This is a genomic window from Microbacterium sp. 22242 (assembly GCF_052045495.1).
Classification (GTDB): Bacteria; Actinomycetota; Actinomycetes; order Actinomycetales; family Microbacteriaceae; genus Microbacterium.
This window is the reverse complement of sequence record NZ_JBQEOZ010000001.1, coordinates 368238-380962: the sequence shown is the minus strand read 5'-3', so window position 1 is coordinate 380962 and position 12725 is coordinate 368238. Positions and strand designations below refer to the sequence as shown.

Sequence of the window (12725 nt, the reverse complement as noted above, 5' to 3'; positions counted from 1 at the left end):
GCAGAAAGGCCACCCTGCTTTGGGTGGCCTTTCTGGTAAAGGAAGTCCGGCGGTGTCCTACTCTCCCACAGGGTCCCCCCTGCAGTACCATCGGCGCTGTGAGGCTTAGCTTCCGGGTTCGGAATGTGACCGGGCGTTTCCCTCACGCTATGGCCGCCGAAACACTATTGACGTGTCTCGAACAAGCACAAACATGAATGTTTGATGTGTTCGCGGTTTCGACCGTACGTCGAGAACCACAAAGTGGACGCAAGCACCAGGAACGGTGTGTTATCAAGTCATCGGCTTATTAGTACCAGTCAGCTGCACGCATTGCTGCGCTTCCACATCTGGCCTATCAACCCAGTAGTCTGGCTGGGAGCCTCTCACCCGAAGGTATGGAAGTCTCATCTTGAGGCCGGCTTCCCGCTTAGATGCTTTCAGCGGTTATCCATCCCGAACGTAGCTAACCAGCGGTGCTCCTGGCGGAACAACTGGCACACCAGAGGTTCGTCCAACCCGGTCCTCTCGTACTAGGGTCAGATCCTCTCAAACTTCCTACGCGCGCAGCGGATAGGGACCGAACTGTCTCACGACGTTCTAAACCCAGCTCGCGTACCGCTTTAATGGGCGAACAGCCCAACCCTTGGGACCTACTCCAGCCCCAGGATGCGACGAGCCGACATCGAGGTGCCAAACCATGCCGTCGATATGGACTCTTGGGCAAGATCAGCCTGTTATCCCCGAGGTACCTTTTATCCGTTGAGCGACAGCGCTTCCACAAGCCACTGCCGGATCACTAGTCCCGACTTTCGTCCCTGCTCGACCTGTCAGTCTCACAGTCAAGCTCCCTTGTGCACTTACACTCGACACCTGATTGCCAACCAGGTTGAGGGAACCTTTGGGCGCCTCCGTTACTTTTTGGGAGGCAACCGCCCCAGTTAAACTACCCACCAGGCACTGTCCCTGAACCGGATCACGGTTCGAAGTTAGATATCCAGAGTGACCAGAGTGGTATTTCAACAATGACTCCACGGTAACTGGCGTCACCGCTTCAAAGTCTCCCACCTATCCTACACAAGCCACACCGAACACCAATACCAAGCTGTAGTAAAGGTCACGGGGTCTTTCCGTCCTGCTGCGCGTAACGAGCATCTTTACTCGTAATGCAATTTCGCCGAGTTCGCGGTTGAGACAGTTGGGAAGTCGTTACGCCATTCGTGCAGGTCGGAACTTACCCGACAAGGAATTTCGCTACCTTAGGATGGTTATAGTTACCACCGCCGTTTACTGGGGCTTAAATTCTGAGCTTCGCCGAAGCTAACCCGTCCTCTTAACCTTCCAGCACCGGGCAGGCGTCAGTCCGTATACATCGTCTTGCGACTTGGCACGGACCTGTGTTTTTAGTAAACAGTCGCTACCCACTAGTCTCTGCGGCCACCACACCCTTTTCCACGCAAGGCGGTATAAGTGGATGGCCCCCCTTCTCCCGAAGTTACGGGGGCATTTTGCCGAGTTCCTTAACCACGATTCTCTCGATCTCCTTGGTATTCTCTACCTGACCACCTGAGTCGGTTTGGGGTACGGGCGGCTAGAACCTCGCGTCGATGCTTTTCTTGGCAGCATAGGATCACCCACTTTTCATCCGCATCGTGTCTCAGCCTGAATGAGAGACGGATTTGCCTATCTCTCGGCCTACGCACTTGCACCAGGACAACCATCGCCTGGCTTGGGCTACCTTCCTGCGTCACACCTGTTAATACGCTAGCCGCACCAGAATGGGGTCGTACGCTAGGCCCCACGCCATCACCCGAAGGATCCGGTCGCAGGGATTCAGATACTTAGCACTACTGGATTGACTGGGGCGGTTCTTCGCCGGTACGGGAATATCAACCCGTTGTCCATCGACTACGCCTGTCGGCCTCGCCTTAGGTCCCGACTTACCCAGGGAAGATTAGCTTGACCCTGGAACCCTTGGTCTTTCGGAGGACGTGTTTCTCACACGTCTTTCGCTACTCATGCCTGCATTCTCACTCGTGTGGCGTCCACGGCTGGATCACTCCGCCGCTTCACCCGCCACACGACGCTCTCCTACCCATCAACACGGCTGGACCACGAAGGCCTACCATTAATGTCAATGCCACAACTTCGGTGGCGTGCTTGAGCCCCGTTACATTGTCGGCGCGGAATCACTTGACCAGTGAGCTATTACGCACTCTTTCAAGGGTGGCTGCTTCTAAGCCAACCTCCTGGTTGTCACAGCAACTCCACATCCTTTCCCACTTAGCACGCGCTTAGGGACCTTAGATGGTGGTCTGGGTTGTTTCCCTCTCGACTATGAAGCTTATCCCCCACAGTCTCACTGCTGCGCTCTCACTTACCGGCATTCGGAGTTTGGCTGACGTCAGTAACCTTGTAGGGCCCATCGGCCATCCAGTAGCTCTACCTCCGGCAAGAAACACGCAACGCTGCACCTAAATGCATTTCGGAGAGAACCAGCTATCACGAAGTTTGATTGGCCTTTCACCCCTATCCACAGCTCATCCCCTCAGTTTTCAACCTAAGTGGGTTCGGCCCTCCACGACGTCTTACCGTCGCTTCAGCCTGGCCATGGATAGATCACTTCGCTTCGGGTCTAGGACACGCGACTGAATCGCCCTATTCAGACTCGCTTTCGCTACGGCTACCCCACACGGGTTAACCTCGCCACGTATCGCTAACTCGCAGGCTCATTCTTCAAAAGGCACGCTGTCACCCCTACTAAGGAGGCTCCAACGGTTTGTAAGCAAACGGTTTCAGGTACTATTTCACTCCCCTCCCGGGGTACTTTTCACCTTTCCCTCACGGTACTTGTCCGCTATCGGTCATCTGGGAGTATTTAGGCTTATCAGGTGGTCCTGACAGATTCACACGGGATTTCACGGGCCCCGTGCTACTTGGGATACTCTTCACGCCAAGCCAGGCATTTCGACTACGGGGTTCGCACCCTCTATGACCGGCCATTCAAAACCGTTCGTCTATACCTGCTTGTAACGCTGAAAGTTCGGCAGAACAATCCAAAAAGTCCCACAACCCCGAGCATGCAACGCCTGCCGGCTATCACACACACCCGGTTTAGCCTCATCCGCTTTCGCTCGCCACTACTCACGGAATCACATGTTGTTTTCTCTTCCTGTGGGTACTGAGATGTTTCACTTCCCCACGTTCCCTCTACCCGCCCTATATATTCAGGCGGGAGTCACTAGGTCGGCACGCCGCCCAGCGGGGTTTCCCCATTCGGACACCCTCGGATCAAAACTCGCTTATCAGTTCCCCGAGGCTTATCGCAGATTGCTACGTCCTTCTTCGGCTCCAGATGCCAAGGCATCCACCGTTTGCTCTTAAAGACTTGAAATCACATGAGTTCATCAAGAATCGGAACCAAACCCCGAAGGATCCGGTTCGAAATTGACTAATGATCTTTAAGATCATCAAAACGAGACAATCCGAAGATCGTCTCGAAGATGCTCGCGTCCACTGTGTAGTTCTCAAAGTACGGGCGGTGCTCATCCCCACCAGCACAAAACCGGCGGCGAAGAGCCCGAGGAACAGCTGCGATCCGAAGATCACATCCGGTCCCTCAGGACCCAACAGCGTGCAGGCACCCCGCTCACCCATCCCCACGTTCCCACCAGACCCGAAGGCCCGACGTACTAACGAAGATCAGCTGCGCTGATGCCATGTCAAATGTTCCACCCATGAGCTAACCGGCAAGACACATTCGGTCTCGACCCGGCGCCTGGAAGACCGAAGCCTCCAGATGCTCCTTAGAAAGGAGGTGATCCAGCCGCACCTTCCGGTACGGCTACCTTGTTACGACTTAGTCCTAATTACCGATCCCACCTTCGACGGCTCCCTCCACAAGGGTTAGGCCACCGGCTTCAGGTGTTACCGACTTTCATGACTTGACGGGCGGTGTGTACAAGACCCGGGAACGTATTCACCGCAGCGTTGCTGATCTGCGATTACTAGCGACTCCGACTTCATGAGGTCGAGTTGCAGACCTCAATCCGAACTGGGACCGGCTTTTTGGGATTCGCTCCACCTCACGGTATTGCAGCCCTTTGTACCGGCCATTGTAGCATGCGTGAAGCCCAAGACATAAGGGGCATGATGATTTGACGTCATCCCCACCTTCCTCCGAGTTGACCCCGGCAGTATCCCATGAGTTCCCACCATTACGTGCTGGCAACATAGAACGAGGGTTGCGCTCGTTGCGGGACTTAACCCAACATCTCACGACACGAGCTGACGACAACCATGCACCACCTGTTCACCAGTGTCCAAAGAGTCCCGTATTTCTACGGTGTTCTGGTGTATGTCAAGCCTTGGTAAGGTTCTTCGCGTTGCATCGAATTAATCCGCATGCTCCGCCGCTTGTGCGGGTCCCCGTCAATTCCTTTGAGTTTTAGCCTTGCGGCCGTACTCCCCAGGCGGGGAACTTAATGCGTTAGCTGCGTCACGGAATCCGTGGAAAGGACCCCACAACTAGTTCCCAACGTTTACGGGGTGGACTACCAGGGTATCTAAGCCTGTTTGCTCCCCACCCTTTCGCTCCTCAGCGTCAGTTACGGCCCAGAGATCTGCCTTCGCCATCGGTGTTCCTCCTGATATCTGCGCATTCCACCGCTACACCAGGAATTCCAATCTCCCCTACCGCACTCTAGTCTGCCCGTACCCACTGCAGACCCGAGGTTGAGCCTCGGGATTTCACAGCAGACGCGACAAACCGCCTACGAGCTCTTTACGCCCAATAATTCCGGATAACGCTTGCGCCCTACGTATTACCGCGGCTGCTGGCACGTAGTTAGCCGGCGCTTTTTCTGCAGGTACCGTCACTCACGCTTCTTCCCTGCTAAAAGAGGTTTACAACCCGAAGGCCGTCATCCCTCACGCGGCGTTGCTGCATCAGGCTTCCGCCCATTGTGCAATATTCCCCACTGCTGCCTCCCGTAGGAGTCTGGGCCGTGTCTCAGTCCCAGTGTGGCCGGTCACCCTCTCAGGCCGGCTACCCGTCGACGCCTTGGTGAGCCATTACCTCACCAACAAGCTGATAGGCCGCGAGCCCATCCCCCACCAAAAAATCTTTCCAACCAGTAACCATGCGGTTCCAGTTCGTATCCAGTATTAGACGCCGTTTCCAGCGCTTATCCCAGAGTGAGGGGCAGGTTGCTCACGTGTTACTCACCCGTTCGCCACTAATCCCCCAAAGCAAGCTTCGGGTTCATCGTTCGACTTGCATGTGTTAAGCACGCCGCCAGCGTTCATCCTGAGCCAGGATCAAACTCTCCGTAAAAGAAAAAAACAGGACCACCAGGGAAAACCAGCGACCTGCGAGTTTGAAACTGACCAAAGAGACAAAATCAACTGACTTCATCCGAATGCCAACCCCGAAAAAAGGAGTTGGTCTTTGATCCAAAGGAATTTCTCAAACCAGCCCAAAAAGGACCGGAACGAGGAATAAATTGGCATTTGACAAGTGCACGCTGTTGAGTTCTCAAGGATCGGATGCTCCTGCGTTCCGGCCTCTCAGCCTTCCCTTCAGGGCAACTTCTCTATCTTATCCGTGTCGCTCAGGCTGTCAAATCGACGCGCCGTGAGGTTTGGACCAGATCCGCTGTCTCGTTTCCGAGGCAACTTCTCAAGCTTAGCCCTCCCGGCCAGTCTGTCAAATCGACGATCCTGGCGGACGGCCACCATTTCGAGCGCACGCGCTCGACCCCGCCGCAGGACGAACCTGCGAAGAGGAACCAGCTTCCGGAGAAGGAGGTGGGCGGTTGTTCGCCGCTTGGGGAGTCAGGCCTTCCGGCCCTTCGCTCTACCGCTTGGGGCGAACAAGTAATAAGTTACGCGGATCCCCGGGTTCCGGCAAATCGCGGCGCCCGCCCGGGCGTGTCGCACCCCCGGAGCCGGCCCGACTCACAGGCCGAGAGCGTGCACCGCGGCCTGACTGCGGGCGACGAGCTCGGTGCGCTGCTCCGCCACGCGCACCGGCGCGGTGCCGCCCACGCCGTCGCGGCTCGCCACAGACCCTTCGATCGTGAGCACCTCGCGCACCGCCGGCGTCAGGTGCGCGGACACGTCGGCGAGGAGCGCGTCGTCCGCGTCCTCGAGACCGATCCCCCGCTGCTCGCACGCGCGCACCAGGGATCCGGAGATCTCGTGCGCCTCGCGGAACGGAACCCGGTTCTTCACGAGCCATTCGGCGACGTCGGTCGCGAGCGAGAAGCCCTGCGGCGCGAGCTCCGCCATCCGGTCGGTGTCGAAGCGCAGCGTGGCCACCATGCCGGTGAACGCCGGCAGCACGACCTCGAGAGTGCGCACCGAGTCGAAGACCGGCTCCTTGTCCTCCTGCAGGTCGCGGTTGTACGCGAGCGGGAGGCCCTTGAGCGTCGCCATGAGCCCGGACAGGTTGCCGATCAGCCGGCCGGACTTGCCCCGCGCGAGCTCGGCGATGTCCGGGTTCTTCTTCTGCGGCATGATGCTCGAGCCGGTCGAGTAGCCGTCGTCGAGGGTGACGAAGCCGAACTCGCGGGTGTTCCAGAGGATGATCTCCTCGGAGATCCGGGACAGGTTGACACCGATCATCGCCGTGATGAACGCGAACTCGGCGACCACGTCGCGCGAAGCCGTGCCGTCCAGGGAGTTCTCTGCGGGACGGTCGAGCCCGAGCTCGCGGGCGACGAGCGCGGGATCGAGCCCCAGGGTGGATCCGGCCAGTGCTCCCCCGCCGTACGGCGAGACGCCGGCGCGCGCGCGCCAGTCCACGAGCCGCTCCAGATCGCGCACCAGAGGCCACGCGTGGGCCTGCAGGTGATGCGCGAGCAGGACCGGCTGCGCGTGCTGCAGGTGGGTACGGCCGGGAAGGATCGCGTTCTCGTGCGCCTGGGCCTGGGCCACCAGCGCGTCGATCAGGCCCAGGAGTTCGTGGGCGATCACCCTGGCGTGGTCGATCAGGTACATGCGCACGAGCGTCGCGATCTGGTCGTTCCGGCTGCGGCCGGCACGCAGGCGGCCGCCCAGATCCGCGCCGACCTCGGCGATCAGCGCCGCCTCGAGCGCCCCGTGCACGTCCTCGTCCTCGGGCCGCGGGAGCAGGCTGCCGTCCGCGATGCGCGCGGCCAGGGCATCGAGCCCGGCATGCATCCGCGCGGCCTCGTCCGCCTCGAGGTAGCCGGCCGCCTCGAGGGCCGTGGCGTGCGCGTGCGAGCCCGCGATGTCGTAGGGCGCGAGGACCCAGTCGAAGTGCGTCGACCGGCTCAGCTCCGCCAGCGCATCCGACGGGCCACCGGCGAAGCGGCCGCCCCAGAGGGCGCCGGCGTTCGTCCCGTGCGCGGCGCTCACCGCTGGTCCTGCTTCCCGATGAGCCACACCAGCAGCGCCTTCTGCGCGTGCAGTCGGTTCTCGGCCTCGTCCCAGACGACGCTCTGCGGGCCGTCGATCACCTCGGGATCGACTTCGTAGCCGCGGTCGGCGGGCAGGCAGTGGATGAAGATCGCCTCCGGGTCCGCGAGCGCCATCGTGGCGGTCGTGACCTTGTAGCCGCCGAGGTCGCGGATCCGCTCCATCTTCTCCTCCTCCTTGCCCATCGACACCCAGGTGTCGGTGACGATCACGTCGGCGCCGGCCGCCGCCTCGTCGGGGTCGGTGAGCAGGGTGAGGGATCCGCCGGTCTCCGCCGCACGGCGGTGCGCGTCTTCGACCACGTCTGCGCGCGGAGCGTACGCCTCCGGAGCGGCGACGCGCACGTGCATGCCCGCGGTGACTCCGGCGAGCACGTACGAGTGCGCCATGTTGCTGCGCCCGTCCCCGAAGAACGAGAGGGTGAGCCCGGCCAGGTCGCCCTTGTGCTCACGGATCGTGAGCAGGTCGGCCAGGAGCTGGCACGGGTGGAAGTCGTCGGAGAGCGCGTTGATGACCGGCACCCGCGTGCCCTCGGCCATCTCCTCCAGACCGGCTTGCGCGTAGGTGCGCCAGACGATCGCGGCCACCTGGCGCTCCAGCACCCTGGCGGTGTCGGACGGCGTCTCCTTGCCGCCGAGCTGGCTGTTCGCGGTCGAGATGATCAGCGGGGACCCGCCGAGGTCGGCGATGCCGACCGCGAACGACACCCGCGTCCGGGTGGAGGACTTGTCGAAGATCACCGCGACGGTCTGCGGGCCTGCGAGCGTCTTGTCCGCCCAGCGGTCCTTCTTGAGCTCGAGGGCGAGATCGAGGATCTCGGTCTGCTCGGCGGTGGTCAGGTCGTCGTCGCGCAGCAGGTGGCGGGTCACAGGTTCGTCTCCGTCAGGGCGGTGGCCGCGACCTCAGCGAGGGCGGCCGTGAACAGGTCGATGAATTCGGCGATCTCGGCGTCGCCGATCGTGAGCGCGGGGGCGATCCGCACGGAAGCCGGGTTGGCGGCGTTCACGATGAGGCCCCGGCGCTGCGCCGCAGCGACGATGTCAGCCGCGACGGGGGCGGCGAGGGCCACCCCGATGAGCAGTCCGCGCCCGCGCACGCCGGCGACCAGCGGGGATCCGATCCCCGCGATCGCCTGCCGCAGCTGCTCGCCGCGGACGCGCGCGTTCTGCACCAGGCCGGCCTGCTCGAGCTCCTCGAGCACGGCGTTGCTCACCGCGGTCGCCAGCGGGTTGCCGCCGAACGTGGATCCGTGCGATCCGGGCTGCAGCAGCGCCGCCGCCGGTCCGAACGCGACGAGCGCGCCGATCGGGAAGCCGCCGCCGATCCCCTTCGCCAGGGTGATCGCGTCGGGGGCGATGCCCTCGTGCTGGAAGCCGAACCAGTCGCCGGTGCGACCGGCGCCGGTCTGGATCTCGTCGACGATGAGCAGCGCCCCGTGCTTCTCGGTGAGCTCGCGCGCGGCGCGGAGGTAGCCCTCCGGCAGCTCGAGCACGCCGGCCTCACCCTGGATGGGCTCGACGAACAGCGCGGCGACACGGTCGTCCATCGCGGCCTCGAGCGCCTCGATCGTGGCCGGGATGTGCTCCACGCCCCCGGGGAGCGGCTGGAACGGGTCCCGCATGGACGCCTTCGCGGTCAGCGCGAGCGCGCCGATCGTGCGGCCGTGGAACGCGTTGTGCAGGGACAGGATGCGCGGACGCTCCGGCCGGCCGTCGAGCGACAGGCCGTGCAGGCGGGCGAGCTTGAACGCCGCCTCGTTGGCCTCGGTCCCCGAGTTGCAGAAGTACACCCTGCCGTCGTCGCCGGCACCGGCGAGGCGCTTCAGGCGCGCCGCGAGCTCGAGCTGCGGCGGCGTCGCGAAGTAGTTCGAGACGTGCGCCAGGGTGGCCGCCTGGCGGGACACGGCCTCGACGAACACCGGGTGCGCGTGGCCGAGCGCGGTGACCGCGATGCCCGCCAGGAAGTCGAGGTAGCGTCGCCCCTCGCCGTCCCACAGGTGCGATCCCTCGCCGCGGACGAGCAGCTCGAACCGCGGTCCTGCATTCAAGATCAGGTCACGGTCCGCACTCTCGCGCCAGGTCCCCTCAGGTTCCCACGTCATCCCGCCACCACCTCCGTTCCGATTCCCTTGCTGGTGAAGAGCTCGACGAGCACCGAGTGCGGCACCCGTCCGTCGATGATGGCCGCCGCGTTCACGCCGGACTCCACGGCCTCCAGGCACGCGTTCATCTTCGGGATCATCCCCGACTCGAGCGACGGCAGGAGGCGCTTCAGCTCGCTCGTCGTGAGATGCGAGACGAGCGAGTCCCGGTTCGGCCAGTCCGCGTACAGTCCGGGGACGTCCGTGAGGATCACGAGCTTGACCGCGCCGAGCGCGGTGGCGAGGGCCGCCGCGGCGGCGTCGGCGTTCACGTTGAGCGACTGGCCGGGGTGATCGAGGTCCGGCGCGATGCTGGAGACGACCGGCACCCGGCCGGCGGCGAGATGATCCAGGACGGGCGTCGGATCCACCTCGACGACGTCGCCGACGCGGCCGAGGTCCACCATCTCGCCGTCCAGCTCGACACCGCGCCGACGGCCGCCGAACAGGCCGGCGTCCTCACCGCTGAGCCCGGTCGCGATCGGCCCGTGGCTGTTGATCTTCGCCACGAGCTGCGGGTTGATGTGCCCGGTGAGGACCATCCGGACGACGCTGATCGCCTCGGTCGAGGTGACCCGGTAGCCGCCCTTGAACTCGCTCGGGATCGCCAGTCGGTCGAGCATGTTCGAGATCTGCGGGCCGCCGCCGTGCACGACCACCGGCTGCACCCCGACGTAGCGGAGGTAGGCGATGTCCTGCGCGAAGGCCTCCTGCAGCTCGTCGCTGATCATCGCGTTGCCGCCGTACTTGACGACGACGATCTGGTCCCGGAACTTCTTCAGCCAGGGCAGCGAGTCGATGAGGGTCTGCGCCTTGACGGCGGCTTCCTCGGGTGCGGTGTCCTGAAGGTCGCTCATGAGGAGTACGCGCTGTTCTCGTGGACGTAGTCGTGGGTGAGGTCGTTCGTGCGGATCGTGGCCGTCGCGTCGCCGCTCTTCAGGTCGATGACCAGGTCGGTCGCGCGCGGGGTGAGATCCACCTCCTCGCGGGGACGGTCCGGACCGCCGGCCGTGCAGACGCGCACGCCGTTCATCCAGACGTCCGTGTCGTAGGGGTCGAACGCGGCCCGTGTGGTGCCGATCGCGGCGAGCACCCGGCCCCAGTTCGGGTCGTTGCCGAAGATCGCGGCCTTGAACAGGTTGTTCCGGGCGACCGACCGGCCCACCTCCACGGCGTCCTGCTCGGTCGCCGCCCCCTGGACGACGATCGTGATGTCGTGGCTCGCCCCCTCGGCATCGCCCTGGAGCTTCTTCGCGAGCTCGTCGGCGGCCTCGGTCAGCGCCGCGGCGAAGACGTCCGGGTCGGGCCGGATCCCGCTCGCGCCGTTGGCGAGGAGCGTCACCTGGTCGTTCGTGGACATGCAGCCGTCGGAGTCGAGCCGGTCGAACGTGACGCCGGTCGCGCGACGCAGAGCCGCATCCGCGTCCGCCGCGTCGAGGTCGGCGTCGGTGGTCAGCACGACGAGCATCGTGGCCAGGCCCGGCGCGAGCATTCCGGCGCCCTTGGCCATTCCGCCGATGGTCCAGCCGTCCCGGCTCACCACCACGGTCTTCGCGACGGTGTCCGTCGTCATGATCGCCTCGGCGGCCGCCTGCCCGCCGTCGGCGCTCAGCTGCGCGATCCCGGCCTCGACGCCCGCGAGCACCTTGCCGCGGAAGACGTCGTCGCCGGTGCCGATGAGCCCGGTGGAGCAGACCACGATGTCGCCGGCGCTCACCCCGAGCAGGTCGGCTGCCTTCTCGGCGGTGAGGTGGCTGGTCTGGAACCCGAACGAGCCCGTGAAGCAGTTCGCGCCGCCCGAGTTCAGCACGACCGCCTCGACGGTGCGGTCGGCGACGACCTGCTGCGACCAGATGATCGGGTTCGCCTTGGCCCGGTTGCTCGTGAACACCGCGGTGCCCACCTTGCGCGGGCCGCGGTTCACGACCACGGCGACATCGGCCTTGCCGGTGGATTTCAGGCCGGCAGCGACTCCGGCCGCCTCGAACCCCTGGGGTGCGGTCACGCTCACGGGGCGACTCCGTTCATCGAGAGCGCCGTGGTCTCCTCGAGACCGAGCGCGATGTTCATGGACTGGATGGCGGCGCCCGCGGTGCCCTTGACCAGGTTGTCGACCGCGGTGACGACGACGACCCGGTTGGCGGCGCGATCGATCGCGAGGCCGATCAGGGCGGTGTTCGCGCCGAGCACGTCGGCGGTGCGCGGCACGGATCCCTCCGGCAGCAGCTGCACGAAGGTCTCGTCCCCGTAGGCGCTCTGCCAGGCGGCGCGGATCTCCGCGTCGGTCGCGCCCGGCACGATCGGCGCGGTGGAGGTGGCCAGGATCCCCCGCGCCATCGGCACGATGACGGGGGTGAAGGAGATCCGGATGTCGTCGGGGGCGGCGGCGCCCGTGGCCGCGAGCGCCTGGCGGATCTCCGGGATGTGCCGGTGCGTGCCGCCGACCGCGTACGGGTTCGCGGATCCGAGGATCTCGCTGCCGAGCAGGTGCGGCTTCAGGCTCTTGCCGGCGCCGGAGGGGCCGACGGCCAGCACGCTCACGATGTCGGACGGGTCGATCACGCCCGCCGCGACACCCGGGGCGAGGCTGAGGCTGACCGTGGACGCGTTGCAGCCGGGGGCGGCGATCCGGGTCGCGCCGCGGAGCTGCTCGCGCTGCTTCACGATTCGCCGTTCGCGCTGGTGGGCGCCGTTCACGAGCAGCTCGGGCACGCCGTAGCTCCACGGCTCGTGGAAGTCACCGCCGTAGAACGCGTCCCACGCGGACTGCGAGGTGAGACGGTGGTCGGCGCCGGCGTCGATCACGAGCGGCACGTCGCCGAGCGCGTCGGTGTACTGCCCGGACTGTCCGTGCGGCAGCGCGAGGAACACGATGTCGTGGCCGGCGAGGATCTCGGGGGTGGTGTCCTGCAGCGTGAGATGGGCGAGCGAGCGCAGGTGCGGCTGGTGCTCGGAGAGCGGCTGCCCGGCGTTCGAGTGCGCCGTGACGGTGCGGATCTCGATGTCGGGATGGTCGGCGAGCAGGCGCAGGATCTCGCCGCCCGCATAACCGGATGCGCCGGAGACGGCGACGGTGTACGTCATGCTTCCACCTTAACGGTCGGGTCTGCCGACGACGCCCTTGAAGACGGCGCGCGACAGGAGAGCAGAGGTCGGGCCGGAG

6 protein-coding genes and 3 rRNA genes are annotated in these 12725 nt (G+C 64.1%); all 9 read right to left on the bottom strand.

What is annotated here, in order from left to right:
* Positions 1–44: 44 nt before the first annotated feature.
* The 9 genes from rrf to argC all read right to left on the bottom strand — a co-directional run bounded on the left by rrf (position 45) and on the right by argC (position 12646).
* Positions 45–161 (bottom strand): 5S ribosomal RNA (rrf, locus tag ACTJJZ_RS01745).
* A gap of 108 nt (positions 162–269) precedes the next feature.
* Positions 270–3373: ribosomal RNA gene (locus ACTJJZ_RS01740) — 23S ribosomal RNA — on the bottom strand.
* A 416-nt stretch (positions 3374–3789) separates the two neighbouring features.
* A 16S ribosomal RNA gene (locus tag ACTJJZ_RS01735) occupies positions 3790–5314 on the bottom strand.
* Together the 16S, 23S and 5S rRNA genes form the textbook arrangement of a ribosomal RNA operon.
* A 623-nt stretch (positions 5315–5937) precedes the next feature.
* On the bottom strand, positions 5938–7362 hold the full coding sequence (gene argH / locus ACTJJZ_RS01730; protein ID WP_440719433.1) for an argininosuccinate lyase: 1425 nt from the start codon (positions 7360–7362) through the stop codon (positions 5938–5940).
* Entirely contained in the window at positions 7359–8291 is a 933-nt protein-coding gene (argF, locus tag ACTJJZ_RS01725; protein ID WP_440719432.1) for an ornithine carbamoyltransferase, read from the bottom strand. Before argF ends, argH begins: the two co-directional genes overlap by 4 nt.
* Positions 8288–9523, bottom strand: coding sequence for an acetylornithine transaminase (locus ACTJJZ_RS01720; protein WP_440719431.1), 1236 nt, complete (start codon positions 9521–9523; stop codon positions 8288–8290). Before ACTJJZ_RS01720 ends, argF begins: the two co-directional genes overlap by 4 nt.
* The gene (gene argB / locus ACTJJZ_RS01715) at positions 9520–10419 is read right to left on the bottom strand and encodes an acetylglutamate kinase (RefSeq protein WP_440719430.1); all 900 of its coding nucleotides are present in this window, start codon (positions 10417–10419) and stop codon (positions 9520–9522) included. Before argB ends, ACTJJZ_RS01720 begins: the two co-directional genes overlap by 4 nt.
* Positions 10416–11573: a bifunctional glutamate N-acetyltransferase/amino-acid acetyltransferase ArgJ gene (gene argJ, locus ACTJJZ_RS01710; protein ID WP_440719429.1), complete on the bottom strand. Its 1158-nt coding sequence runs from the start codon at positions 11571–11573 to the stop codon at positions 10416–10418. The genes argB and argJ overlap by 4 nt, the downstream gene beginning before the upstream one ends.
* Complete coding sequence (gene argC / locus ACTJJZ_RS01705) at positions 11570–12646, bottom strand: N-acetyl-gamma-glutamyl-phosphate reductase (protein WP_440719428.1); 1077 nt, start codon at positions 12644–12646, stop codon at positions 11570–11572. The genes argJ and argC overlap by 4 nt, the downstream gene beginning before the upstream one ends.
* Between the last annotated feature and the right edge of the window lie 79 nt (positions 12647–12725).

Excerpts from the sequence above, each read along its gene's own strand:
- argB (WP_440719430.1), bottom strand. The coding sequence starts at position 10,419 with ATGAGCGACCTTCAGGACACCGCACCCGAGGAAGCCGCCGTCAAGGCG.
- ACTJJZ_RS01720 (WP_440719431.1), bottom strand. The coding sequence starts at position 9,523 with ATGACGTGGGAACCTGAGGGGACCTGGCGCGAGAGTGCGGACCGTGAC.
- argC (WP_440719428.1), bottom strand. The coding sequence starts at position 12,646 with ATGACGTACACCGTCGCCGTCTCCGGCGCATCCGGTTATGCGGGCGGC.